The organism is Pseudoalteromonas sp. SG41-5, assembly GCF_014164495.1.
Classification (GTDB): Bacteria; Pseudomonadota; Gammaproteobacteria; order Enterobacterales; family Alteromonadaceae; genus Pseudoalteromonas; species Pseudoalteromonas rhizosphaerae.
In genome coordinates, this window is sequence record NZ_JACJFH010000035.1 from 1 (window position 1) to 24827 (window position 24827).

Sequence of the window (24827 nt, forward strand, 5' to 3'; positions counted from 1 at the left end):
ATGAAGAAATAGTCGAACAGGTTTCGCAAGCGTGGAATAAATTCATTTCTGTTCCTGATACGGTTAAAAGCATATGCTCTAGAGACTGGATAAAATTGACTTAATCTTTATGCAGATTGGTATAACTACTCCCTCATTATTAGTTCGCTCACTTCGGATATTTCTGCCCTTACTTCGGGGGTTTTCAGCATAAATACAATCTAAGAAATTAAAATGAAATTTTAACCTAATCAAAGTCAAAGCATGCGCCTTTGATTTGATAATACTCGATCGGTAAATTAAACTTGCTTTGCAGTTCATTCAGATAGGAATGTTCTACACTTGTGCATTTTACAGGACCAGCAACAATTAACTTTTCAACGAAACCTGCTTGATAAAAGTAGGCATACTCTAGAAGTTGCCCAATTGCTTGCCGTATGCATGATTTAGCACTAAATGCTGTTTTGATTTCATACAATCTGTACTTATCACCCAATTGGAGAGTCAGATCAACTCTTCCGCATCCTATAACGTTTTCAGTGCCGACGTTATCTCTGCCATAGACTAGCACTAATTCATCATACAAAGCTTGTTGAAGATCATTGTGTAGGAGGCGTACATCAATTTGTTCATCTATCTTATAGGTTAGTTTGGTAAATGACTGTTTTGTTCTGCAACCTGGTTTGAAAATAAAAGGTGGAGTAGAAGGTTTGCCATTTTTTGATGCTATCTCTATGTGAAGGTACAAAGGTAGTAAGCGATCTAACACTTCACAAACTCGGTGAAAATCAATTCTTTCACGATTTTGTTTTTCACCTAGGAAAATAAAAGCATTAGTTTTGCACCATTCTGACTTGATTATGGTTGGCTGAAAGTCTTCACTTCTAGAGCCGTCATGTTCAACATCATAGTGCCACATGCTTAAATCGTAAAACTCAGTTCCGAATTCATAGATGTATTCATTGAATAAATTAATTTTCTCTATTAGAGCATTAAGGTTTGGATGATCTCTACTAGGGCGAAGGGAGAATGCTACTCCGTATCGAAACGAATTATTTTCAAAGCCGATGTTAAATTGAAGCTCGGCTCGACCTCCGAAATGAGCTCCCCAATCTTCATTTAATCCCCTTTGGTCAAATACATACTTTGAGGGAACTCGTGATAAAGAATGAATTTTTTTCCTCAATTCTTGAAGGTTACCCAGCTCATATTCTGTGAGCATTTCATTAATTTTACTTGCAATGTGAAACAGAGATTTCATTTAAAAACCTAAAAGTTATAACTGAATTAAGTATTACATTTGGATTGTTATTGGCCAACTTTGATTTTTGATAACAGTACTTGATTTAATTTTTCTAATCATAAAGTGTTAGTGATAGAGGTTGCGTTTATTTTTTATGCATCATAATGTTGTGATTTATAATAAAATAAAAATTAATATAATCAATCGTTTAAAATTCCTATAAATTTTAATTATGAAATATACACTTTGTATAGTTGCCAATTTAGTGACCTTCTGTTTAAAATATAGCTTCATTGTTAATAGTTTTTTATTGGTTGTGTTATGGAAAATCGAAGTGAATTTTTGGATGAAGCAATATCTATTCAAGTTAGTGCGTTGCTTCTAGTGAAACAAGCTGCAGTTGTAGATATTCAATTGGCTGCGCACCTTTTCTGTATTCAATCTGAAGCTGATGTGGTTGCTATACGTGATGCAAGTACAATGACATTGCAACGACTAGCTAGAGAAAAAACAGTTATTAACGCGGCATCGCTTGGTTTGAATGGAATTAAACAAATGCTAGATGCTATTAAAAGTGCTGAGAATAATGATTCTAAGCTTGGCAAGCTTAAAAACTTAGCTGCAAGTACCTCAATCGCTGTGGTGGGGAATTAATTATGAATGCAATTAGTTCAGAACTCATAGGTTTAGTGGATGGAAGAAGTGTTTCATATAATATAACAAGAGACATTTCACTGATTGTTACGCTGATGTCTCTTAATGCAAGACCAGCTCTTGTTGCTGAGCTCTTTCCGTATATCAAAATTGGACGCTATAAAGAAATAAAAAGGGAAGTAGACACTATTTCTTCTAAGCCATTTGAGTTCAAGAAAATTGCAAATTCGGTTGGTTATGGATGGGTTGATTCAAACCGCGAAGGCTTTTTGATAGCGAATCTGCTATTTAATGAAGCTAAAGCTCTGTACCCTAATTTTGATTTTGATAATGATAATGTCTTTGCCGATATGCTTGTTAATGTTTGTATAAGCTTTAATAAGCGATTCCAAGATTTGGTCGACCCAATTGACATTAATCAAGTTAATTCATTGTTTTGTGGAATTTCTAAGCAGGACTTATATCCAAATAGATGCTCATGTGGCCGCTTTTATTTAAGAACAACCCAAAGTTTCACTTCTTCTTGTCCTTGGTGCCGTTGTGGTGTTAATCCTAAATCAGTGAAAACAATCAAACTTAAAAAAGTAAATATCCATCATTTCTTTCAAGAGCAATCAGTTCGGGTACAACACACGCAAGTAGCTAAAATTTCGTAGGTTGAAAGGAATGAGATTCTATTTAAGTTTAACCGTTGTAGCATTGGGAGTTATGAATGCTGGCTTTGTGTCTGCTAGTAGCTCACCGGTTTCTGGAAAAGAAAAGCCTAGTAGAGGATGGCACTTTTACGAAGATCCTGAGCTTGTAGATGAGGAAAAGCAAGAAGTTCCAAAGACGCAACCTTCTGCACAGCCAAATGTTAAGAAACAACCAGAAATGGTTGAAATTAATTCAGCGTGGTTGAAAAAAAACCTTCCTAAATTACTCAATACAGCTATTGATGATCCTAGCACAGAGAACATTTCTAACTATTATTACGCACAACGTTTAGCTATCGACAAAGCGAATGCATTTAGCGATCAAACAAAAGAGTTTTTTATGTTTGAAGAGCAACTTTCTGAAAGTAACCGCCGACCAAATTCAAGTAACGCGCTATTTGCTCATAAAGTAAAAACAAATAAAGATAAAGCCAAAGTGTTCAATTCTTTATTTGATAAAGCTGGGCTGTGGATGTTCTATCGTTCTGACTGCCCTTATTGCCACCAACAATTTCCTGCGATGGAGTCCTTAGCTAAGATTATGGGGGTTGATGTGTTAGCAATCTCGATGGATGGCATTCTTTTAGATAAAGAGTTCCCGGGTGTTAAGCATGTGATCGACCCTAACATGACTTTATCTCGAAAATTTCAAGTGAACATTACCCCTACAACAATGCTTGTCTCAAATGATGGCCAGCACTTTCAAACAATTAAATATGGCATGGCATCAGGTAGTGAACTTGTTCAAAGAGCACTTTATGCAGCAAAACGTATGAACCTTATTAGTGAGGAACAATTCGTTAAAACACAAGAAGTAAAAGACATTCTTTTATCAAAGGAGCCTTTAGTAGTTGAAAAGCAAAAGTTAGAAGATAACCCTTCAATTCTATCTGACCTACTCAGAAAACGGCTTAATGAGATTAACCTTTCAACGACATCAAAGGCTCAGTAATGTTTAAAATTAATAAATTAAGAGTGTTAATTGCACTTAGCGTTTTGTCTCCATCAGCTCTTGCTTCAACTGTGATGGAAGATGTCTTTACTGAAGCTGTAACATTTCAAACTACAACAGCTACTTCATTTAGCACTCCAACAAGAAACGGTTTAAGTTTTGGTGGGGCTTCTTACAGAGTAAAAGGGGTAAGAGCGAATGTTGTTAATTTTCAACCTCCGAAAATATCTGGAGGCTGTGGTGGCATCGATTTTTTTGCGGGAAGCTTTAGCTTAATAAACTCAGACCAATTAGTGCAAATGGGAAGGGCGATTGCACAAGGTGTACCATCATATGCCTTTAACTTGGCTTTAACTTCAGTTTGTCCCTCATGTAGTAAGTTAATGTCAGACCTTCAAACAAAACTTGATGAATTTAATCAAATGACGGCTAATGGCTGCGAAAAGGCTGTTGGATATTTGGGAGATCTGAAATTAGATGACGGAACAAATGCAGTCGATACTTTCAAGAGCTCAGTGCAGTTTGGTGCTTTAGAAGGGCTCGCAAATGATGCTTCAGGTTGGCTGACAGATAGAGGTGAGGCAAACGCTACGAAAGGCGATACAGATAATACAGCTGTTAAAGCAGAAAAAAATGGTGTCGAAGTAGAAGTTAATACAGCTCATCATATTCTAGTAAATGCAAATGTCAGTGCATATACCCATTCTTCAATTTCAGGTTTGGGTGGTGCAAACTTAAAAGATCTGATTATGTCGTTAACCGGTACAACAATTTCGAGAAAGTCTGGAAGCACAAGCTCGACAGATACCGGGATTGACGTAATAACTAAACCTGCAACTGTTTCATTGAGAGATATTTTCGAAGAGTCTGATACAGGCTCAATTAGATTAATGAAGTGTGAAAGCACAGATCCAAATTGCTTAGACCCTATTGAACAAACTATCTCAAGCAGAGGCTTGGAGTACATTTTTGATGATATAGCAGAAAAGCTCGTTGCCAAAATAGATAAAAGGCTGAATGTAGCTCAGACGGCAGATGAAATAGCACTACAAGCTATTGCAGATATAAATGCTTCAGAGTTAGTTAGCGTATTAAAAAGCCCTCGGTTGGCAGCAAAGACATTATCATTAACAGCACAGGAAGCTGTAGCGCAGCAAATAATAACAGTACTTCAGGAAGTACTTCATAACATCAAGTCTAATTCATCTGTAGGCGTTTCACTAAAAGGGGCTGTTGCTAAACCGTATATCGAATCACTGGATAAGCTCAATGATGATCTTGATAAAATGCGTTACAAAATAGGTGAAGATTTGAAGTTGGTTGCCACGCCATATGCGGTTACCCAGGCAATGAAGTAATTTAAAAATAAGCTGGTGGCATTTAGCTCATGTACTATTAAGTTGTTGTGTCAAAGCGCCTTAACAAACAAATATATGGTAAAATTTGTTTGTTAAGGCCTTTTTATTGAAGATTGTTAAGAGAGTACTCATCCAAAGTATACTTAGAAAATAGGCGAGTTAGCTCAATACAATGTAGGCGAAATATGGCGGAATCTAGGGAATCTAGGGAATCAAGGGAACTTAGAAGCTTTTGGAATATGGCGATAGCTGTTATTGGTATAATTTATCTTTTGCATACCTACGTTACAAATAGGGTTGTTGCATTTCTCAGTGATGGTACCCCAAATACAACATTAGTTTTACGAGGCTGTACATCAGTTGAATGTCATATCAAAGGTACATTAAGAACAGATCCAATATCTTTGGAAAGCTACATTTTGAAAAGTGATGGAGCAAAGCTTTATTTTAATCGCGATGAAATTTCAAGTTTGTCATGGCCAGTTGTAGATGCCAATTCTGAATAAGCTTTTGTAATCTTGCTATTCTGGTTAGAGACAGGATATAAGCGCTCTAACAAGATAATGCTAGCCGAGTTTGAATATTTTAATGATACTGTATTTTGGTTGGTGCTAAATGATCCAGTAATTCCCAGCTGGCTCTTTATTTCATTATGAGCCCATTCAACGAACTGTTTTGAGCCACTACATAAGCCAATACCAAAGCATTTATTATTTCTTTGGTAATATTTCCTAACCCATCCATCACCTTCAATATAGCCTGCAATAAATGCCAGTACATTAGTTGATTGAGACAATTTAGGTGGGCTTAGAGTTAAACTTTTCCTACGTACAATGCCAAATTGTTTTAATGATTTAGCAATTACCTTAGAGGTAAATCTAAGTTCAACCATAACCGCGTTACTTGCTGAAAACCGGTAACTTAAGGTGTTACCAAAATCTAAATACTTAGCAAAATCGATCAAAATGGGCTCATTGTTAATGTGTTGAGAAAGGCCAATACGTTTATCACCATCAACCCATCCATCTGCAGCAATAAAGCCAGCCCAGAACGCACTTTCAATTGATTCGTCAGAAAAACATTCATCATTTACTGCAAAGCGGTCATAAGCGAGTTTTTTAACTTCAAACTTGGGGTTAAATCCATCTTTACTGGCTGGAAATTGTTGAAGAAAGCTAAGGGTATTTGGGTGCTCGTGGTTTTCTCCTGTACGTTTTACATGAAGATTGCAATTGTATGTTTTAGGTAGCGGTGGAGACAATATAAACCCTCTTTTACTAACAATATCTTTAAGCTTATTAAAATTAAAATATCTCTTTTCTTGTGATGAGTTTTTGTAACATTCAGCGCAGCCGTAGTGTTTTTGGCTAAGTATAATTTCAAAACCAGTTTGAAATTCATTACCGCAGCGACATAAAAAGGTTGGTTTTAAATCTAGTAATGCAAGTTGCTGATTAGTTACTAGTGATGTCCAGTGCTCGAGGTCTATAATGCTTGGGCTTATAGATTTGGCGCATGCAGGGCAATCGGTGAGGTGTTTATTGCTTCTAGGGGTTACTTTATCCTTGTTTAAAAAGGGATGAATTTTCTTGTTAATTAATAAACCGCATTTGTGCTTAAATATTGCGTAGCCTCCAACCCCCTTGTATGAATGGAGGTTATATTCCGAACCTTTGGCCAACATTAACCGTTCTTTTAATTCAATGATACTTAGCCGAGAAGACTTACCTTTTAACTTTGAATCGCAGGGACCCTGGCAAGTAATGTGGGTATTATTCTTTAGAAGGGCATGCTTAATATTACTCAGTTTATGTGAAACTTTTTTTCCGCATTTCACGCCTGAGCCAAGACTTTTGGTACATATTAGGTCAATTTTATCTTTGCTAACCAATATTAAGTTGCTCTGGTTCTCTACCTTCGCTAGATATTTATCGCACAATTTAAACTGGAATGTCTTACTTTCAAGGATAAGTTTTTGTAGTTGCTCAAGTGTGAAGCTTTGTCCAGTATCACAAAGAGGGCATGTGATTTGTTGACACTTTAAAGAGCGGTTTACTAAGTACCGGGGTTTGGATTTAAAGTGTATTTGATGAATATTGCAAAATACACTTAATGAGGTATTTCGACTCTCGATAATTTCATTGTCTCCAGAATGAACAGTGAAACACGCTCTGTAATTGATATCTTTTTTTTGGGGGTGTGACTTGCACTCGATGGCAAACCTTTTAAATAAGGAATTGAACTTTTCAACTGAAAGAGGGTATCTAAACATCAATAGTTCTTGCTTTATAAAAATAGCAGCTCAGTAATGGCGGGTTCTGGAGCAATTCTGAGTTTAACGTAAGTTTGTGTTTGTTACATGTAACGTTCATCATCATGGTTTTCAAATGAAAAATTAATCCCATTAACTTTAAATAGATTGGAGCCTTTAAAGTCCACAAAATCCAAATCGAATAAAGCAAGATTAATCCCTGCGCTTAAAGAGCTTTTAAATGCGATTCCATCATAACCTAAGGATTTTATTAACTCCGCAATAATTTGAGTAGGAGCATAGTCTGATTTTTGGTCACTATTAGTTAAAGGTTCAGAGAAGGCTTTATCAATATACTTCCAAACAGCTTCTATTTTCTTAGCATCATCAGGCTCTGCAAAGAAAAACGGTAAAGTAACATTAGGATGTCTTGAAAAGTCGATTAGTCTAAGCTCATTTTTATTTGAAAACTTAGCAACTGAAACAGTTGAGCCTAACCAAGGGCGTATCTCTGACATAGCAGTTTCTTTGTCTGAGGCAACATATAAACAAGGAATCCCCTTGGGGTTGGCTCTGCCCTCAGTGGCACTATCTTTCAAAGGTCTCATACGGGATTCTGGATAAGGTACAAATATATCGTCTACTTCAATATTATCTTGCATAAAAGGTACGGTGTTATGTCCCATTTGTGCTCGCCAAAGCTCTGAGTTTGGAGGGATAATCATAACTCGACTGGTACATGTGTCCTTAATGCCTTTTAAAAAGTCCTGTGAATCACGGTCTAGAACGTATCTTGATTTATTTCTTACTGATTGACTGAATTGACTATAACTAGCCCAGGATTTAAAACTCATAAAATTCCTTTAGATATTAGTAAGTACCCAATTTATTCAATTCACAATTTAAGTGTATAACAAATAGAAGGTTTCATTCATTCATTACATAAAGTCTTTTGATTAAGTAATTGTAATGTTCAGCTTCACTTGTTGATCTGATACAGCTCTTTAATGGAGAGATCTTACAAGGCTCATCACCAAAAACAATGATAGGTACATGGCCATAAAACATAACCGTGTTAGTGTCATCAGTGAAAGAAACGTTCAGCTTAGGTGTAATTGGCAAAGGTCTTTTCACCTTGATAAATTCGCCTGGTTTTGATTTCACTAATTCAATTTCTTTTTCAACCCATGGCGCCCATTCAGATCTAGTTTTACCTGAAGGTGGGTTATCTTTACTGCCGGCTAAATACGTAAGAAACTCTTCTTTGTTAATTGTTCTCATACTGTTTTTGTTACACCAAGTAAAACCAACTCGTTTAACTGGGCCATCAGCAACTTTGATCAGCCTGTATATTTGCAAGGTGATAGCGTTAGGGCAAATTGACTGTATTAGCTCTCGCTTTTGACCTTGATTGAGTTTGCTGCTGTTGATGAGCTCTTTTATTATCACTTTTTGTAAATTACATGCATCCACCAGCTGTGAAGCTGATTGATAATGATTTGGCGCCAATTGGATAAAGCCAGGTAGTCTAAATGGGTATTTAGGTGAGTGATTATAATCTGGCGTAAACCGGGCAAAAGAACCTGTGGCCATACTTAATGCAGTAAAGCCGGTATGCTTTTCAGGGGTTACTAATTCCCAGCCACTAGTATCGGACATGTCACCAGCTGAAGCTGGTAACTTATAGCATTCAGCATGAACCACCTCACATTCATGAAGGAATTGGTTAAGTACTTCAGTCGCACTAACTAATTGGTTGAATGCAAACTCAACATCACTATACAAAGACATAGGCAATTCACTTTAGCGGTTACTATCTATACCATCATACCATTAGTTTTATATAAAGCATACAGGGGTTCTAGGGATTTTCCCCTCTAAAGTAACATAAATCGCCACAACCCTCGCAGTTAATGGCTTGTGGAGCTGGGTTACCTTTCATTTTAGACTTCATTTTCAACAATAGGCCTAGTTATTTCCTGTAAATCAGGTAGTTTGCGGTTACTAGCGAACTGATAAGTGCCGCTCAGATTAATGTTCTGCCATGCAACGGGTGATACTTGTCGAGTTATTGCTGCTTTTTCCTCGTCACCAACTTCTTCAAAGTGCAGTAATAGATGACTTAGGATCATCGAGTTAAAGTAGATAATAGCATTTGCCGTCAAACGGGCACACTCGTTCCAGACGACTATTTCTGATTCGTTTTTTCCACGGAACTGGTCACGATTGACCGATGCAATAGCTCGCCTGAGGAAATGCCAGGCTTCGCCTCGGTTCAGTGCTCGTTGAACATATTGGCGCAGACTTGCATCATCAATATAATCAAGTAAATATTGGGCTTTGATGAGCCTATTATATTCCGTTAATGCTTGTAATATAGGGTGTCTAGATTGATAACCAGATAATTTGCGTACTAGCAATGCCTGTGTTGTGCGTTTTTCTTGAAGGGATAACACAATACGCTGAATATCCTGCCAGCCTTCTTCAATCACATTCATTTTTATCGGCTTTTTCAGCGCCAGATGCGTGTTTCCGTCGTCGCTTTCAGTTACGTTAAATAGGTCATTGATCACACTGGTGAACTGAGCATACCTAGGCGCAAAACTATAACCGCATAAATCCAATAAGGCATAATTAACATGATTAACACCATGGGTGTCGGTTGAGAGGACATCTGGCTTAAGATCACTAGTATTAGATTGTAGTAAGTCGTAAATATAATGGGACTCATGCTCATTAGATCCTATGATACGGGCATTTAACGCACTATGATTGGCAACTAACGTCATGGCCGTAATACCTTTGTTGGTGCCGAAGTATTTCGAGGAGTAGCGAGTTTTAAAAGTCTCAAGGTGAGTTTCAAATTTTTGCCCATCGGTACTGGCGTGCAGGACGTCTTCTTGGATGTGATAGTGGCGGAAAATAGGGAGTGCCGCTACTGCGTTATTGATGATATCACTAGCCTCTTGCAAGGTTTCAGGCCTAATATAATTAGCTTGTATAGTGCTTAGATGCTCATAACTGCGATCAGATATTTGTGCCATCCCATATACGCCGCGATGTGTCGCATTCGCAATTAGAATAGCCAATAAATCATCCTGATTGGCGCCTACTTGTTTTTGTATTGGCAGCACGTGTGCGAAGCATTGCATAAAGTTGGTTTCTTGTTCAACATAACGCAACACATCAGCAATACTGACGGGGATCATTTGTTTAAAGAAAGGGTTGTTGACAAGTGATTGGGAGCCTTTAACTGGCAGTCGCCATCGTGTGCCACTTCGGCTCTTCATGATCACATTGCGGTTATCACCATTATCAATGTGACGAGCAACATCTTCTAGGGATGTTGTTAAGCGTATTTGTTTTACTTGCAGTAGCTTCTGAATCGGCTGCTTTAGCTTTTCCAATGTTGATGATGCCAATAGATCAGGCTGTATTGACGATGCAATTAAGTCGTCTTCTAGCGCACGATATTTAGTGACGTTTGATAAGTAAATTCGACCATTAAGCCGAGAAGCCAGTTGACGGTAAAGCAACCATTCGTATCGCTGTGGATGAACAACATCCTTGTTAATTAACCATGGACGATGTTTTTGTTGGATAAGTGTACTATCCATTGTTTGCAATGTATTACCTGCTAATAGTTCTGTTTTTGTGGTTTTGAGCTGGGTCACTAATGCTTCTGAGCCTTTACCTGCTTGGCATTCAAGACATAGAAACACGGGCCTTAATAACTGCTCAATTAACCCGTTTTGATCATCATAATATTGCCATTGATATTCTTCTACCGTGCGTTTTTGCTTTTTTAAGTACAGGCATAGCGTTTCTATATCTTGGTTATTCATTACACTTAATGCTTGTTGCCTAACCGTTGCAAATGGTTGATTATCGTCGATACTGTCATCAACAAACAGATGCAGTAATTCTGCGGCTTTGGTGACATTGTCTGCAGCTGACCTCCATGAGTCAAACACTGCCTGTTGGGCAAACGCATGCGCAGCTTCTTGTTGTTTACGGATATGATGAATAAACCCATCAGCCAATCGCTCTAGGCTTTGCCGTATGCGTTGAGTCAGAAAACACAGCAACCATAGGTGTTGCTGTGGACGCTTAAAGCGTTTTAGTTTACTGCCATAATAATCCACCATTTCACCGAAGTGTTGTTGGTTTTTAGACGATAAGGCTAAGCCCTTAACAGCATTATCAATCTGTCTTGTATAAGGCTGTAACTGATGATACACCGTCAGTTCTTTTTTTAGCTCTGTCACCATAACGCTTTTTGCACCGGCTCGAAGCTGGCTTAAGGAGAGCCCATCTTTGTCATCGATAATAGTATTTAGAAATCCGTGTAGTTCAGATGAAACATGAATACGAAGCTTATTATTTAACGCCTTCTTGACCTGTTGGATAACACGACTGATAAGCTTTTGTAAGACAGTATATTTAGGGATGGCAATTCTATGCGTTGCTAGATATTCAGCGGCTGCATCGAATAGATAACGAGGCTCAAGCCAAGCTTTGCCGACCATAACAAGATGTTCGTACAGCGGCGCAAAGTGCAGACTTTCGTCCCATTTCTGATAGTTTAATAACCTCAGTATTCTTTGATATATACGGTCACGCTGCATCTTATTAATGCTGAAAGGCCTGATCCCTTTGCCTCCTTGAACTTGCGTTGAAATAAACTGCATATCGTCAAAGATGAGGTTAAAGCTAGGTGAAAGAATCACAGGCTTAGACTTAAAATACCCTAATAACGCAATGAAATAGCATCGGTGGTTCCTTAGGCGAATACTTTTCAACTCTGTTAACTCGATCTCGTTTGGCGTAAAATACAATCGTTGTTGTTCAAGTGATAATAGCGGCGGAGAATATAGATCAAGCTGCTCAGCTTTGGTAAGAATTGATAGTTCGTTTTTTATAGCCATAGGAATTAAATTAAGTTTAAGGGGTTGTTAACCTCATAATTTGCCATACTTTGGAGAAGTAACCCACCTTTGTATGCCTTTAAATATGGTGAGTATGGCGATTTATGTTACTTTAGAGGGGAAAATCCCTAGAACCCCATACACCTCAGCATCTGCGTTTTTGTCCTTTGTTTCATTTTTCTTTTATTTATTTTTATCTTCTTGAAGTAGGGCGCAACCCAATTGGGGCTGTTCAATGGCACTATGGGTGGGTGAGTATTGATTAAAGGTATTAGTATGATGGTATAGCTTTAGTGTTTTAAGGTAGCCGGAATTCTTAGAAACAAGTATCTATAAGAAAATAACAGTGAATCTTTTATATCCTACTAAATGCTTAATAAAATGTTAGCGTTTGTAATGCTCATATCGAAAAATTATGCGAAAAGAAATTCCTGCTCCCGTTATTGCTGTTTTATCAGATAATCTGCATGAGATAGAGTCACACGTTGGATTAGATAACTTATTTACGTATGCTGACGCACCAGGAGAACCGCCTGTAGGGTCTAAACAAGTAAAAATACAAGCTTGATTATTTGTCCTCGAAACTTGGGATGAAAAAAGTCAAATAAGCCTAGGAGTGTTTAGGTTTTGAATTACCCGTTTAATGCTTGCGTCCTAAATGGCCAAGATTTGAGCCGCTGGAATAGAAAATGTATTTGGCATGGGAAGATCTACTTCTTATTTCGTTTTTAGGCCGATTTCGAATGGGCCGCGAAGCCCATAAATGAGTAAATAGAATTCTTAATGGCTACACTGCGGCAAGGGCAGTTTGATACTATTAAAATTGGGTAGGGTATTATTAGAAAGCGTTAAAGAAAGAGTTTTATCTGAGCCAATAATTTTTATATAGCCAGACTCTTTATCTAATGTTTTTAGGCCCGTAAAAAATACCTCAGCAAACCAAAGATCTTTGTCTTTATCCAATGTAAATCTTTTTTTGCTACATCACCTCCAGCGCCACTATAACCAATTTCTACAACGTAATATTCTTTCATATTTACCCTCTTATTTTAGATTAATTACTTTTTTACTATTGAACCACAAAGTTGGCCATCACGCTCAGAGTAAGAAAATTTAAAATTTTGAAACTCAGTTGATACCACTTTTATATTCTCAAGTTCAGCTGAGTAAGTGTCATTCAATAGTTTTTCCTCTCCACTTATAGTGTTTAAGGCCGCATACGTAGTAAGAAGATCCACTTTTATTTGCTTTTCGATTGCAGCTCTATCATATGATAATGGATAACATGCAGTATTATCCCCAGGGATAATTGCTGTAGCTTCGCTAGATAAGCACGCTAAGATTATTGATATTAGTGCTGTACTATTTTTCATTGTAAGTCTTCCACATCGAGCATTTAAATCTAAGCTATCACACTCTTTAAATCGCGCTATTTTCCAGAATTAAACAATTTAACAGGGCCGAAACGCACAGTTCCTTGCTTTGAGCTCAACAGAGGCAATATCAAAGTAATGATTAAGGGAGTGTAAAATTCAAGTGGCAAAGTCATGCCGTATCGAAAATATGAATTCAAGCTGCAACTTACAATAGATAATGAAATACAAAGTGAAATGTAAAATAACCCGCGTATTGGGCTTTGCTTATTTTTAATGAGTAACATTTGAACCTCCAATTAACATCACTCAATGATAAATTTCAATGGAACATATTAAGTTTGTTTTTAATTAAAATTTCGCTTTTTTTAGACCAAACATATTGGCATAAGTGGTATTGTAAAAAAAACATAAGGATTTCATATGATTAATATCTTGTCCCCGGATATATTGAAAGCTTGTATGCTTGCTGAGAACACAAGTAGGCATAATCTAAAGGTGGAAATGGAAGTGCTTACTCCGTCATCCTTTAGATCTGTTAGGCGTATCTTTATTTACTTCATATTAGACGGGGAAAAGATTGGCACAAGCCTTGCTTTTTATAACTTGAATGAAGCTGATGACTTTTTAACGTCACTTCATGAACAATTTAAACAAATAAATGCACCGCTCAGGGTAGAAATTCCTTTGTGCGGCTAACGCAAGGAGTTCCATATGTATGCTATTTTCGCCACCTTTATGGCATTTTCTCAGCCTCAATCAACTGAAATTGAAGTGGTGAACATTAAAGAATTACCAGCTGTTAACCTTGAACGTGGCGCTGGAATTCTTCCGCCTAAGAAAAAAGGTGAAAGATAACAAATAGTCACATAAAAGCAATAATAAAGCACTATTGCTGGTGGACTCTCAGTACATTATTATTACACCCGATGTAGTAGTTAAAGATGGATGTTAATTTGGGAGTTTCACCTGTTGCCTTAATCGGCTTGTTATTCTGCTTCGTTTTTTGGGTTATTTCTTTAGCTGCATTCTTAAAGCGCGAATCGATCCGTTCCCTTGCAATAGCGCAGCGTGTCAGAAAATTGGTTCAAGAATCAATTCAATTGGAAATTTACATGAAAGGCTTACCAGTTAATGATGAGCGAGCTGCGGTCTTTCAGAGAATTCAAGAAATTAAAGCTGAGCTTGCTGATATCGAGGGTTACCCTCAGAAAAATAGCTTTATCCCTGCATATACACCAAATATAGAGCCTGAAAATGTAGTTAGTTTAACTAGTTACAAACGCAGAGCTTAATATGGATTACATTAAAGCATTTATAGTCTACTACAATGAGCTATTTACTGTAGGGGGGGCTAGTGACTTCTTTTTAAAGTACCTGATGAGTTTTTCAGGTTTACTGTTTTTGGTTTTTTGCATAACCATCATTAAAGCCTACCTCAAAAAAACATCATCTTCACACTTGTGTTTAGTAGTATTCGTTACATTGTCCTATTTATCAACCGACTACTTAATGACAATCGAATACTTAAGTGAAACTGCTGGTTTTATTGATGGTATAGTCAATATGTACTTGATGTTCTCACTTTTTGATAGCATCACAGCGCTTCTTATTGCTTTATTGTTCCCATTCATACGAAATGGAAAAAGGTACTCAGACGCTTCAATAACTACAATGTATGTCTTACTGGTTAATTCTGTCTTGCACCTAATTTTAATGTCTAATTATATTACTCAAAATTCCCTTAACCCTTATTTAGGCTTTTTTTATTCCATTACTGTAAATATAAACGACTTGATATTACTTAGTGCATTTCTGGCCCCAACATTTATTACTAAAGTAAAAAATCATTTCACGGAAAAACTGTTTTTACGCCTGTCGGATTAAAAATGGCCAGAGTCCTTCTGGCCATTTTCTTTCTAATTTGATTTTTCCTAGGCTGATTTGGACGGTTTGGCTTTAATCGTTAAAGCATTTTCTAATGAAGTTTTAATCTTTTTAGTAATTGTTGGAACAAAAGTAGGATCAATAATGCCGAAATCCGCACTTTCCTCTAATGAACCTGCAACTATTTTGTTCACAGTTTCAAGAAGCTCCTCTGGTCTAACATCTTCTAGGCTCGTGTTTTCATTTATGTTCAGAAGAAGGTAGTCCAGGCTTACATTTTTTTTAATCGCTGTAGTTAAAATAAAATCCCATGGCATAGAAGGGCGGCTCAACCACATTTTCATAGTGCTCGCATTATGCCCTAAAGCTCGACGTCCATTTTCATCTTCAATTTCATGTAGCTCATCAACATCCCACACCTGCTTGCATCGTTCTAAAACTTGCGAGACGTATTTTTTCTTTGAGTCATCATCTAGATTTTTAAAGTATGTATCAGCCATGTTTGGTTGTTCTTATAAGATCACTATCTTATATTCTAACAAAATAAGATAAATTTAAAATGAACAAATAAAATTATGTTGATCCTTGTCACTTTTTGTTAGGCAATAAACTTATATATTTCAGTAAATTGAACCCAATATAGACAACCAAGAACAAAATATTTGAGATCAAAACAAATTATTCAACACATCCTCAAATGCCTTTGAATCTTCATCTACAATATACATTGCAGTTGTAACTTCTTTAGAATGGCCCAGAAGTTTACTAATTCTGCTTATCTTTACACCTTTTTCATCGAGCCAAGTCGCGTATGATCGTCTTAGAGAATGGGGAGCAACAGTATTATATTTTTTACAAAGTTCATAAATAGCGCTGCCAGTTAAAGGGTTACTATTTTCAACATCAATATTTCCACTACGTGGCACTTTGACAAATAACGGACCAGGCTTTATACCTCGAACGTTCAACCAGTCTTCCAAAGCAATTTTTGTAACAGGGTGGATTGCAACATATCTTTCCTTATTACCTTTACCAATAATCTTCAAATACTGAGTATTTACTGTAACTCTATCTTCGCTACTAAGCTCTAAGACTAATGATGAAATCTCTATTGTGGCCAACTCACTTCTTCTTAACCCTGTACCAATTAAAATATGAAAAAGCGCCAAATCTCTCAGCATTTTATTTCTATTAGTTGGGTTTGAGCTTGCTATTCTCCCCAAAAGCCCCTGGAAACTAGAACGAGAAATTACCTGATGTTTTTTAATTCTAGAGCCGGTTTCTCCTTTCACTTTTAGAATGCCATCTAGCTGCAATCTAGAAATCTGTCCTAACAAATAGGCATGCTCACATACACCTTTTACAACGGATACATATAATGAAATCGTTTTTGGAGATAGTTCCTTGGCCTTTAGGTTATGGATAAGGCTATTCAAATCAGTTGAACTAATTTCTGCCCAATTAATATCATAAAAATCTGTGTAGCCGGTATGTTTTGCAATTGCTTGCAAACATCGAGTGACAGTCTCTTTGGATGTATCCGCCGCCAAAGAGTTAACATAATTAAATATCGGACATTTAGGGTTTACATAAATCTCATTTAATTTTTGTTTTATCTTGGTGGCCGGTAATTGAGGCTCTTTTAAATCGATAATCTTTTCCAATCTGCTGTTCATAATTTTAATTCATACGAAAACTTAAGCACTGTACATTTATACACCCCAACTCAACTTTTGTAAATACCCATTTATGCAATTAATGTATTATGTTAAATTGATCGTTTTGTGAAAATTAGCAACGCAATATCCTGTGTAATTTAAATTTTGAAAAATAGAATTAGTGGAGTGATTGACTAACCTCAATGTAAGGTCAGAGCATTATAAAACGGGTTGTTAAGTGAAACTAAGTGTGTTTTTCTTCTAGACCTTTATGGTAATCGTAACTTTATAAATGCTGCTCCAGTTAATTGATATAGCAAAAGTATGCTTAGAGCCTCTTTAATACTCATTATAACACTGACATACGGTAAAGAAATTTCTAAGCCGGTAATAGCTAATATGAACACTGAAAGTATAAAAAGAATCAACATACCTGGCATTGAGTTTTTAACATCTTGCCATGAAGGGATCATGCATTGGGTTATGGCAAGAACAACCAGCCAATGAAAAGCAAAAAGTGTTATATCAGCAAGGCTATGTGAGGCCAGTACAACTGGACCAATTAAATATAGCGTTATAACGCCTAGGTACATAGGGGCCATTCCGATAAGCAAGTCAATAACTTTAGAAAAGAGTGAGGAGCCATTTTTATAAGCAACAAAAGCTGCTGGCTGAACATTAATGCTCGGGATGAATTTACATGATATGACTTCTCTAAAAGTTAATTTGGCCATGAAGTAATGAGCTGCTTCATGCAACAGCATACCAATTAACCAAAGCAACTTTGTAAAATAACTATGACTTCGTTTAATGTATTCACGTAGAAAAATATTTACAAGCAATAAGGATATTAATAAAACCATGATCGTTCAAATTTTATAATAGTCTGATAGTAGACTGTATCGGGATTAAGTCTATGATTTATCAACAAATGCATGGTTGCTAATTATCAACCTCATTAGACAATAATACAAACTCAATCAAAATAAGCCCAACTATAAGTGCAGATATCATTGTTATACTTTATTTATCCATTTTCACTAAATATAAGAAAGCTAAAACTCCCCCTATAAATACCCACATCAAAATTTGAAACTTCATACTCGAACCTCTAACTCATTGTATTCTGTATTCTTCAAGCATTTCTAAGGCGCTGTCTATTTTCGCCATGGTTTTAATATCAATTGATGATACTAATTTAGGGTTAATCTTGGAGGGGTCTGATATCCATGTGACATCATACTTTGCAAGTAAAATTGATTTAGCCGATTTTAGATTTTGTTCAACACTATCAAGAGCGTTCTTTTTTGTCTCTGCCATGTTAGACTCTCAAACTAGCGTGCTTTTTAAAGACATCACCGGTTATTGGGTTAATAAATACATCTGCCATCTGAGTTAATGATTCAATGGTGAACTGTGGATTGTTTTTCAAAACTCTTTGCCTCACAACCTCGTTTTTAAAAAATTCATCTGCTGGTATCGTGATTTGCTTACTATCATCAAGCCCAAGAGTAGTATCAAACCCTAATTCAGTTATTGTATCTATTGCGGAATTTAACTCGGTGAAAATAGCCAAACCAATATCGTTCATTTCATTCTTATTGATACCTCCCCCATCTTTATAAGAATATTGAATTAGAAAGACTTTTAAGGCACTTTGTATCTGATTTCTAATATCATTCAATGACATATTTAATTTTCCCAGTTAAATTAGCTACTTTTAATATACCGTTCAATCTCGATCAGAAACCCGTAAAAAAGTGAAATATAGTATTTTTATTTATGCTTCAAATAAAAAGTTTAGATTAAACATTAAGGCACAACTGTCTCTGTCATTGTGCAACGCCCCCCTTCGAGCTCCCACCCTTCTATGCAAGTGTTAGTGCTTGGAACACTTTCAGTTTTTATGCAATGCTCTTGAGCAAGTGTATATTCAACTGGGCAAGAGTAAGTTATGGGTGACGTTACGGTATTCACACAATCACTTTCGCTTAGTGAGCCACCATTGGGGCATGAGTAAATTAAATCTGCGGAAACTGTCATATTGCATTTTGAGCCAGATAAATCGTATTGTGATGGGCAAGTGTAGGTTATATTTGCAGTATGCACTTTTTCACATTGGTTACCTGCATCTAAGTATCCACTTGGGCACGATTTATTTGCCTGATAGCTATGAATTGACCTACAATTATATAATCCGGCACCACCAAGATAGGTATATCCATCTGGACACACTATAGGAGCATCTCTAGACCCTCCATTTGGGCCCTTACATTGGCTCGGTGATAAGTAACTAATGAGTAAAGTTTCATCTTCATCGCACTTATATTGTCCCATTCCATATTCTTCCACAACGCATTGTGAAGCTGAGTTAGTAGTAAACGTACAGTTATATGAATCTGGAACAGGATAGGTACCAGTTGGGCAAATATTGTAAACTGTATCGTCTTCATATTCGTGGCTTTGCCTACAGTCCATATAGTTATATTCAACAGTTTCAACTTTTTTACACTCTGAACCAGAGACACTATATCCGGCAGGACAATTCTTTGTGGCGTTTATCTGCGTGTCTTTGTAGCACGTGTTACTTGATCGTGTGTATCCTGCGGGGCACGAACTTGAGGCTGGTGTTGATGTTGTACCCTTGCATTGAGTACCTTCCAGACTTGTCCCACTTGGGCATGTTTTTGTGGCGTTTATTTCTACTGTTTTGGTACAGTTATTATTGCTTTCATTGTACTTAAACCCTGAAGGACATACTTTAATTGGATCTTCTACCAATGTTTTATAACAAAGATCTCCAGATAAAGTAAAACCCAATGGACAACTTATTCCTTTTACACTTAAAGATATCGTATAGTTTGCTTCCCCTGCAGCTCCAATTAAACCTGGGTAAATTGGAATATCTAACCCCCCATTGCTACTTGCAGTCACTGTGATTTGAATTGTTTGTCCTTGGCTTACGGGCTGCCCATTAACAACAACAGGGCCTGGAGCATCACCATGTAATGTAAAATTTAATAGTTGAGGACCACTAGCTTTATTACCACCAGCCGTATAAAGAGGCGGGATTTTGATAACAGTGAAAGGCTCATCAGTCTTACTCTTGAGTAAGTTGTTTGAAGAAAGTGTTTCAATTTGTGGGATTGATATAGCTGCATTAGCTTTAGCTATAAGAAATACAAGACTGACAATAGAAACCAACAAGTATGATGTAACTTTACCAATCGACATTTTAATTAACTCCAATATTACTATTGGTCTATTAAAACACCGCGATTAACGGTAAAGCGCTAAAAAAAAATCTATTTTAATTAAAAAATTACTTTATTGTATCTTCTCTACCAGTTAGGAAATGAGCCCAGCCTTGCCATTCATCCTTATAATGCAAATTAGGATTAGAAGGTAAATTTGAAGGTCTTCCACCTTCTTTACTTAATTCCCTGTATTGGCTCATAGTTTGCACACCCAAAGTTCTAGCTATTTCACAAGCCTTTGTAAATTCAACGAACCGCCCACAACCTGGTGCAGTTTTAGGCGCTAAAACTTCCGACCACTTGCAACCATATACGTTTGGGGGACGTTTAGGCATGGAATCAGGAAACTCAGCATTTTCGCTGGCCTCAAGCCACTCTTTTATTGAAGATAACTTTTGCTTTCTTGCGTACAAAGCAGCTTCTTCTAAAGATACATATTTTTGTTGTGACATGAGCTCTAAATGGTAGATGCATATCTATTAATTTTACGATCAATTTTAAAAATTTAAAACATAGAAGGGATTTTTAGTTATGTTTATTAAAAAATCGACCTCAATTCAAGTTAATTTTTTAAAATTTGCGCGATTTTAAACCTCCAGTAAATTAGGTTTTGAAATTCAAATCTGGAGAACTTTATGAATACCATTAAACGTAATTTATTTTTTATAACTGCTTTGATTTCTATATCTGCATGCTCAAGTAATGATGTTCATGATCGTATCGAGCAACTACAAGTAGCTCACCAACAACAGCTAGATAAAAAAGCTGAAAAAATGGACAACCTCATTAATTCAATCCCTAGCTGGTATTTAGAAGTGCCGGAACCAGATTCAACTGGGGTATACGGTGTGGGTTATGGTTCATCTAATACACCACCATTTGCTCTAAAGTCGGCTGAGCTTCAAGCTAAGTTTGATTTAGCTAAAAGCTTCAAACAGATGATTTCTGGCCAGGAGCGCTCTTATGAAAACCAAACATTGAATTCAAACATTGAAACACAAATTAATATGCTAATTGACTCACTTGTTGAGGAGGTTAGTGTAGCGGGGGTTAAAAGGGTAAAAAGAGAGTTGTATAACGTAGATGGTGTGGCAAATGCGTATGTGTTACTTAAAATGCCATATGAAGAATACAACAGGGCCTTGCAATCTATGCGTACTAAAACTGTAGAAGAAAAAATGTCCCTTGCATTTGATGAACTAGAAAGTCGAATACAAAAAAGAAAAGACGAAGAAAATCAAATTATACAGTCTTCTCATAAGCGAGAAGTTGAGCTCAAGGAGCTAGAAATTAAAAAAGATGTAGAGCTTCGTAATGTCCAACTGCAGAAGCAAGAAAAACAAATTAAAAAATGATTTTTCTTTAAAAAAATGAATTTTTCAGCCTCTATGCCAAGTTTATTAATGTAGATTAATAAATCATATTTATGGAGGCGTTTATGATTAAATCTTTACGCCGCTGCTCAATTAAATACATAGCGACAGCGGCCATTTTGTTTTTAGTAATTTTATCAACTGTATATATTTTAAACTACAAAATCCAGCCAAAAGCAACTGAAATAAACTTATCACACGACCCGCTTAATGTAATAAATCGCACTATTTTAAAATTTAACGATGGTACTTATCCTTTTACTGAACAGGTAACATGGAGTGGTGAATTTATTCCAATAGAATCATACGCTCTTATAGACTTCAAAAACCTTAGCGATGAATTTTTGAATGGTTTTGTATTGTATTGGCTTCATAGATTAAAGTTTGCTTCTCATGAAGAAGTAAGCTTGATCAAAAAAAGTTTCAAGATTGCTACTTCAAATTTTAATAATCAAACACCTCATTCTGAATTCTTAGACTGCTCATTATCTGGGAATTGTAATTACAAGAAACTTATAATGAAGCACGAGAACTCGGTTTGGGTACCGCTATGGGTGATGCTATCTGAGATAGAATTCCTTAAAAGTCAAAGCGATGAATTAAATAATTTACAGCTTTCTTCTGTGAAAGAACTAAAATTTTTTAAATTTCGACAGGAAGCCGGGAAACCTGAAATTGTGCCACCAGCGGTAGCTGACTACCTTATAACCCTGCCATTTTACTTAAACTGTGAATCAAACAATCATAAGTTATTGATGTATTTATATGAGGTTAAAAGTAGGTTCCATCAACTTAGCAAAGTGACAGATGAGTATATGCTGTTAGCATCAAATAATAATTGCGCCTAAAACTGACAAGAAAATTAAGAAGTTAGCTTGGCCAGAGCTTAAACCTATCGAAAGTTCAATGATTTAATAACTAAGTAGTAAAAATTAAAATTATTTTTTAAATTTTCGGAATTAGAATTAAATAAATACTAATTTGGCTTTTTATACAAAAAAGGAAATCAAATGTTAAGTAATTTAATTCATAACCCTTGGGCTGCAGCACATGTTAAACAACAGTCATACTTAACCTTCAGATGCCAACAAGCTTCTGTTGGTGACCCTATTCTCGCCATGCATAAATTAAAGTGCCAACACCTTCATGACATTGTAATCTCAAGCGACAAGTCGGAAATTGTAGAAGCGCTCAAAATTTTTCGCGTGGCGTGCTTAGAAATGGATCAATATGTCAAACTAAAGCTAAGTAAAGGATAGTTCACAGCTTACAGCCCCAACTTACTAAAGTATTTTAATAAAGTTGGGGCAAGTTGTTCTATTAAACAAATGTCTCTAAAGAAAATTGAATTCAAAATTAAACACAACCAAAAAATTCGATTTTTTAAATTCAATTTACTGAATTTGATTTTTCATCAAACAAGGATAGTTGTAACCGCAAAGTTGTTTCTATGAGGTAGTAGATTTGATTGACAATTGTTTGTGCTGTCACCCCAAAGGTAGTAGTTAGTAGGGTGCTTGAATAAAGGCGCTCATTCATCCTGAATAGCTTTAGCCCAGGGATTGATTCATTGATTTCATTAATTGTGATCAAATTAATGAAATTGTACTTTTCACTAAAGCTGGCCACAACGTTTATTTCACCGCAAGGTATTTCTTCACTCCAGTCATTTAATGGTATGAAGTCGATATTAAAAGTAGACGCCTCGCACTCAATTCGTTTAACTAAGCTATCCACGATTAGCGTATTTTTAATGCTCAAGTCTTCAAAATAATTAGAAATAATTTCAACTATTTCATTAGGCACCAAATCTGTTAACTGATGATGTGGCTCAACGCTAAAATGAGTTTCCGGCACCTCACTGCAAACGCTCCCAATAATGTCTTTTAATGCTTTTCCTTCAAACATAAAATTTCCTAATGATATTTTCATATTAGCATTATATTGAGTGATAAAATTCGTGCCACAACAAGGTTAGAAACATTGTCCAAGTTATTGTTACAAGTTCAGCACGAAAAAACCTCTATGTCATGATGGTACTACTTTAATCTAGTAGAGCAAAGGTAAAAACATGGCATCAGCTAACCTAAAAGTTCAGTCAACTCAAAATTACGATGAATGGTTTCACATGATTCAACCTGCATATGATGACATAGGCAACCCAAATTTTTTGGATTCAAACGGTGATCTAGTTGAAGGTATTTATAGCGGTGTACCAAATAGCATATACCATGAATTAGATGCCTATAGTTCTTCATTAATAAAAGAGTTGGCAAAAAACACTCCTGCCCATGTATACCGTCAATATTTCTCTGATGAAGAAAGGAAACGTACAACTGCACAAAGAAACACGCTCGATACGGGCTCATTTGGGCATGAGTTAATATTAGAACCAATTGGGTTTTATGACCGCTATTTTCGAGTCCCCCTTGCAATTGAGTATCCAAATGCTCTACACACGAACGCTGAACTTAAAGATGCATTAAAAGCCCTTGGTAAAAAGGTCTCAGGGACTAAACCAGATCTAGTAAAGCGATTGTTGGACACTGATCCAAACGCACTTATTTTTGATGACTTAATAGCCAAATCAATTATAAAAGGCGCTGGGGTTAAAGCATATAATGAAGCTGTAAAACTGGTTGATTCTAGTAAGTGCTCTACTGTATTGGCAGCTTTTAACGATGGAGCGCTATCACATATAACTAAGAAAACACCAATAGATGGCTTGGTTTGGGATGACGCACATAGAATTTTAGAAACGTTCAAATCTCACGCAAGAGCTAAGCGTTTAATATCAAATGGTTTTGCGGAGCTTACTGTTATAGCGCGCGATCCTGACTCAGGCTTAATGCTAAAAGTAAAATTCGATTATATTAATAAGCATGCAATTGCCAGTGATGTTAAGTCTACTCGATCAGCCAATCCAAATAAATTTAGATTCCAATGCAGAGACCTTCGATATGACGTTCAAGAGAGCTTCTATAAGTATGTTGCTAATTTAGCGGGCATTCCCGTTAAACTGTTTGCTTTTATCGGTATAGAGTACTTAGAGGCCGATATTTGCGAGGTTTTTGAGATGAAACGTACCCGTCAGGTGGTTGCCCACCGTGATATGAAAAAAGCAATCGCCACACTTAAAGAATGTTTAGATAGCGAAAACTGGTATGGATACACAAAAAACGATGAGGTCGTTGTTATCGACTGGTGATAAGCGCGATT

26 protein-coding genes are annotated in these 24827 nt (G+C 36.4%); 11 read left to right on the forward strand and 15 right to left on the reverse strand.

What is annotated here, in order from left to right; all coding sequences use genetic code 11:
- Positions 1 to 226: 226 nt before the first annotated feature.
- The gene (locus H5232_RS11000) at positions 227 to 1240 is read right to left on the reverse strand and encodes a hypothetical protein (RefSeq protein WP_182830866.1); all 1014 of its coding nucleotides are present in this window, start codon (positions 1238 to 1240) and stop codon (positions 227 to 229) included.
- Positions 1241 to 1543: 303 nt separating this feature from the next.
- On the opposite strand from H5232_RS11000, the gene H5232_RS11005 reads away from it, so the two are divergent.
- Genes H5232_RS11005 through H5232_RS11020 form a run of 4 tightly spaced genes read left to right on the forward strand, consistent with a single transcriptional unit; the run spans position 1544 to position 4881 of the window.
- Positions 1544 to 1876, forward strand: coding sequence for a hypothetical protein (locus tag H5232_RS11005; protein WP_182830867.1), 333 nt, complete (start codon positions 1544 to 1546; stop codon positions 1874 to 1876).
- A 2-nt stretch (positions 1877 to 1878) separates the two neighbouring features.
- Positions 1879 to 2532 (forward strand): hypothetical protein, encoded by a 654-nt coding sequence (locus H5232_RS11010; protein ID WP_182830868.1) that lies wholly within the window; start codon positions 1879 to 1881, stop codon positions 2530 to 2532.
- A 10-nt stretch (positions 2533 to 2542) separates the two neighbouring features.
- Positions 2543 to 3523, forward strand: coding sequence for a conjugal transfer protein TraF (gene traF / locus H5232_RS11015; protein ID WP_182830869.1), 981 nt, complete (start codon positions 2543 to 2545; stop codon positions 3521 to 3523).
- On the forward strand, positions 3523 to 4881 hold the full coding sequence (locus tag H5232_RS11020; protein WP_182830870.1) for a conjugal transfer protein TraH: 1359 nt from the start codon (positions 3523 to 3525) through the stop codon (positions 4879 to 4881). Before traF ends, H5232_RS11020 begins: the two co-directional genes overlap by 1 nt.
- Before the next feature lie 442 nt (positions 4882 to 5323).
- Here H5232_RS11020 and H5232_RS11025 read toward each other — a convergent pair whose 3' ends face one another.
- From H5232_RS11025 to H5232_RS11050, 6 genes are all read right to left on the reverse strand, one after another.
- Positions 5324 to 6565 carry an LAGLIDADG family homing endonuclease gene (locus tag H5232_RS11025; protein WP_182830871.1) on the reverse strand — a complete coding sequence of 414 codons (1242 nt, stop codon included), beginning with the start codon at positions 6563 to 6565 and terminating at the stop codon, positions 5324 to 5326.
- Between the two features lie 671 nt (positions 6566 to 7236).
- Entirely contained in the window at positions 7237 to 7986 is a 750-nt protein-coding gene (locus H5232_RS11030; RefSeq protein WP_182830872.1) for an RES family NAD+ phosphorylase, read from the reverse strand.
- Positions 7987 to 8059: 73 nt separating this feature from the next.
- Positions 8060 to 8923: a DNA replication terminus site-binding protein gene (locus H5232_RS11035; protein ID WP_182830873.1), complete on the reverse strand. Its 864-nt coding sequence runs from the start codon at positions 8921 to 8923 to the stop codon at positions 8060 to 8062.
- 152 nt (positions 8924 to 9075) lie between these two features.
- Positions 9076 to 12060, reverse strand: coding sequence for a Tn3-like element ISKox2 family transposase (locus H5232_RS11040; protein WP_182830874.1), 2985 nt, complete (start codon positions 12058 to 12060; stop codon positions 9076 to 9078).
- A gap of 780 nt (positions 12061 to 12840) precedes the next feature.
- Positions 12841 to 13023, reverse strand: coding sequence for a hypothetical protein (locus H5232_RS11045; RefSeq protein ID WP_182830875.1), 183 nt, complete (start codon positions 13021 to 13023; stop codon positions 12841 to 12843).
- A 95-nt stretch (positions 13024 to 13118) separates the two neighbouring features.
- Positions 13119 to 13433 (reverse strand): hypothetical protein, encoded by a 315-nt coding sequence (locus H5232_RS11050; RefSeq protein WP_182830876.1) that lies wholly within the window; start codon positions 13431 to 13433, stop codon positions 13119 to 13121.
- 423 nt (positions 13434 to 13856) lie between these two features.
- On the opposite strand from H5232_RS11050, the gene H5232_RS11055 reads away from it, so the two are divergent.
- The 3 genes from H5232_RS11055 to H5232_RS11065 all read left to right on the forward strand — a co-directional run bounded on the left by H5232_RS11055 (position 13857) and on the right by H5232_RS11065 (position 14728).
- Positions 13857 to 14132 (forward strand): hypothetical protein, encoded by a 276-nt coding sequence (locus H5232_RS11055; RefSeq protein ID WP_182830877.1) that lies wholly within the window; start codon positions 13857 to 13859, stop codon positions 14130 to 14132.
- Between the two features lie 15 nt (positions 14133 to 14147).
- Entirely contained in the window at positions 14148 to 14291 is a 144-nt protein-coding gene (locus tag H5232_RS11060) for a hypothetical protein (protein WP_182830878.1), read from the forward strand.
- Positions 14292 to 14377: 86 nt separating this feature from the next.
- Entirely contained in the window at positions 14378 to 14728 is a 351-nt protein-coding gene (locus H5232_RS11065) for a hypothetical protein (protein WP_182830879.1), read from the forward strand.
- Between the two features lie 639 nt (positions 14729 to 15367).
- On the opposite strand, the gene H5232_RS11070 is transcribed toward H5232_RS11065, so the two are convergent.
- The 7 genes from H5232_RS11070 to H5232_RS11100 form a co-directional block, all read right to left on the reverse strand.
- Positions 15368 to 15820 carry a hypothetical protein gene (locus H5232_RS11070; protein ID WP_182830880.1) on the reverse strand — a complete coding sequence of 151 codons (453 nt, stop codon included), beginning with the start codon at positions 15818 to 15820 and terminating at the stop codon, positions 15368 to 15370.
- 168 nt (positions 15821 to 15988) lie between these two features.
- Positions 15989 to 16996: a site-specific integrase gene (locus H5232_RS11075; protein WP_182830881.1), complete on the reverse strand. Its 1008-nt coding sequence runs from the start codon at positions 16994 to 16996 to the stop codon at positions 15989 to 15991.
- A gap of 251 nt (positions 16997 to 17247) precedes the next feature.
- Positions 17248 to 17841, reverse strand: coding sequence for a hypothetical protein (locus tag H5232_RS11080; protein ID WP_182830882.1), 594 nt, complete (start codon positions 17839 to 17841; stop codon positions 17248 to 17250).
- Positions 17842 to 18094: 253 nt separating this feature from the next.
- Positions 18095 to 18298, reverse strand: a complete 204-nt coding sequence (locus H5232_RS11085) for a hypothetical protein (protein WP_182830883.1) — start codon at positions 18296 to 18298, stop codon at positions 18095 to 18097.
- Position 18299: 1 nt separating this feature from the next.
- Positions 18300 to 18668, reverse strand: coding sequence for a hypothetical protein (locus tag H5232_RS11090; protein ID WP_182830884.1), 369 nt, complete (start codon positions 18666 to 18668; stop codon positions 18300 to 18302).
- A 122-nt stretch (positions 18669 to 18790) separates the two neighbouring features.
- Positions 18791 to 20212, reverse strand: coding sequence for a hypothetical protein (locus H5232_RS11095; protein ID WP_182830885.1), 1422 nt, complete (start codon positions 20210 to 20212; stop codon positions 18791 to 18793).
- 88 nt (positions 20213 to 20300) lie between these two features.
- Positions 20301 to 20687, reverse strand: a complete 387-nt coding sequence (locus H5232_RS11100; protein WP_182830886.1) for a hypothetical protein — start codon at positions 20685 to 20687, stop codon at positions 20301 to 20303.
- Positions 20688 to 20870: 183 nt separating this feature from the next.
- Between H5232_RS11100 and H5232_RS11105 the strand changes: the two genes are divergently transcribed.
- The 3 genes from H5232_RS11105 to H5232_RS11115 all read left to right on the forward strand — a co-directional run bounded on the left by H5232_RS11105 (position 20871) and on the right by H5232_RS11115 (position 22867).
- Positions 20871 to 21590: a hypothetical protein gene (locus H5232_RS11105; RefSeq protein WP_182830887.1), complete on the forward strand. Its 720-nt coding sequence runs from the start codon at positions 20871 to 20873 to the stop codon at positions 21588 to 21590.
- An 83-nt stretch (positions 21591 to 21673) separates the two neighbouring features.
- Positions 21674 to 22456 carry a hypothetical protein gene (locus H5232_RS11110; RefSeq protein WP_182830888.1) on the forward strand — a complete coding sequence of 261 codons (783 nt, stop codon included), beginning with the start codon at positions 21674 to 21676 and terminating at the stop codon, positions 22454 to 22456.
- 162 nt (positions 22457 to 22618) lie between these two features.
- Positions 22619 to 22867 (forward strand): hypothetical protein, encoded by a 249-nt coding sequence (locus H5232_RS11115; RefSeq protein WP_182830889.1) that lies wholly within the window; start codon positions 22619 to 22621, stop codon positions 22865 to 22867.
- Positions 22868 to 22997: 130 nt separating this feature from the next.
- Here the strand turns inward: H5232_RS11115 and H5232_RS11120 are convergent, their stop codons facing one another.
- Complete coding sequence (locus tag H5232_RS11120) at positions 22998 to 23540, reverse strand: hypothetical protein (protein WP_182830890.1); 543 nt, start codon at positions 23538 to 23540, stop codon at positions 22998 to 23000.
- 139 nt (positions 23541 to 23679) lie between these two features.
- On the opposite strand from H5232_RS11120, the gene H5232_RS11125 reads away from it, so the two are divergent.
- The gene (locus H5232_RS11125; RefSeq protein WP_182830891.1) at positions 23680 to 24816 is read left to right on the forward strand and encodes a PD-(D/E)XK nuclease-like domain-containing protein; all 1137 of its coding nucleotides are present in this window, start codon (positions 23680 to 23682) and stop codon (positions 24814 to 24816) included.
- The last annotated feature ends 11 nt before the right edge of the window (positions 24817 to 24827 follow it).

Coding starts and splice junctions, on each gene's coding strand:
- H5232_RS11000 (WP_182830866.1), bottom strand. CDS start 1,240: ATGAAATCTCTGTTTCACATTGCAAGTAAAATTAATGAAATGCTCACA.
- H5232_RS11005 (WP_182830867.1), top strand. CDS start 1,544: ATGGAAAATCGAAGTGAATTTTTGGATGAAGCAATATCTATTCAAGTT.
- H5232_RS11010 (WP_182830868.1), top strand. CDS start 1,879: ATGAATGCAATTAGTTCAGAACTCATAGGTTTAGTGGATGGAAGAAGT.
- traF (WP_182830869.1), top strand. CDS start 2,543: ATGAGATTCTATTTAAGTTTAACCGTTGTAGCATTGGGAGTTATGAAT.
- H5232_RS11020 (WP_182830870.1), top strand. CDS start 3,523: ATGTTTAAAATTAATAAATTAAGAGTGTTAATTGCACTTAGCGTTTTG.
- H5232_RS11025 (WP_182830871.1), bottom strand. CDS start 6,565: ATGTTGGCCAAAGGTTCGGAATATAACCTCCATTCATACAAGGGGGTT.
- H5232_RS11030 (WP_182830872.1), bottom strand. CDS start 7,986: ATGAGTTTTAAATCCTGGGCTAGTTATAGTCAATTCAGTCAATCAGTA.
- H5232_RS11035 (WP_182830873.1), bottom strand. CDS start 8,923: ATGTCTTTGTATAGTGATGTTGAGTTTGCATTCAACCAATTAGTTAGT.
- H5232_RS11040 (WP_182830874.1), bottom strand. CDS start 12,060: ATGGCTATAAAAAACGAACTATCAATTCTTACCAAAGCTGAGCAGCTT.
- H5232_RS11050 (WP_182830876.1), bottom strand. CDS start 13,433: ATGAAAAATAGTACAGCACTAATATCAATAATCTTAGCGTGCTTATCT.
- H5232_RS11055 (WP_182830877.1), top strand. CDS start 13,857: ATGATTAATATCTTGTCCCCGGATATATTGAAAGCTTGTATGCTTGCT.
- H5232_RS11060 (WP_182830878.1), top strand. CDS start 14,148: ATGTATGCTATTTTCGCCACCTTTATGGCATTTTCTCAGCCTCAATCA.
- H5232_RS11065 (WP_182830879.1), top strand. CDS start 14,378: ATGGATGTTAATTTGGGAGTTTCACCTGTTGCCTTAATCGGCTTGTTA.
- H5232_RS11070 (WP_182830880.1), bottom strand. CDS start 15,820: ATGGCTGATACATACTTTAAAAATCTAGATGATGACTCAAAGAAAAAA.
- H5232_RS11075 (WP_182830881.1), bottom strand. CDS start 16,996: ATGAACAGCAGATTGGAAAAGATTATCGATTTAAAAGAGCCTCAATTA.
- H5232_RS11080 (WP_182830882.1), bottom strand. CDS start 17,841: ATGGTTTTATTAATATCCTTATTGCTTGTAAATATTTTTCTACGTGAA.
- H5232_RS11085 (WP_182830883.1), bottom strand. CDS start 18,298: ATGGCAGAGACAAAAAAGAACGCTCTTGATAGTGTTGAACAAAATCTA.
- H5232_RS11090 (WP_182830884.1), bottom strand. CDS start 18,668: ATGTCATTGAATGATATTAGAAATCAGATACAAAGTGCCTTAAAAGTC.
- H5232_RS11095 (WP_182830885.1), bottom strand. CDS start 20,212: ATGTCGATTGGTAAAGTTACATCATACTTGTTGGTTTCTATTGTCAGT.
- H5232_RS11100 (WP_182830886.1), bottom strand. CDS start 20,687: ATGTCACAACAAAAATATGTATCTTTAGAAGAAGCTGCTTTGTACGCA.
- H5232_RS11105 (WP_182830887.1), top strand. CDS start 20,871: ATGAATACCATTAAACGTAATTTATTTTTTATAACTGCTTTGATTTCT.
- H5232_RS11110 (WP_182830888.1), top strand. CDS start 21,674: ATGATTAAATCTTTACGCCGCTGCTCAATTAAATACATAGCGACAGCG.
- H5232_RS11115 (WP_182830889.1), top strand. CDS start 22,619: ATGTTAAGTAATTTAATTCATAACCCTTGGGCTGCAGCACATGTTAAA.
- H5232_RS11120 (WP_182830890.1), bottom strand. CDS start 23,540: ATGAAAATATCATTAGGAAATTTTATGTTTGAAGGAAAAGCATTAAAA.
- H5232_RS11125 (WP_182830891.1), top strand. CDS start 23,680: ATGGCATCAGCTAACCTAAAAGTTCAGTCAACTCAAAATTACGATGAA.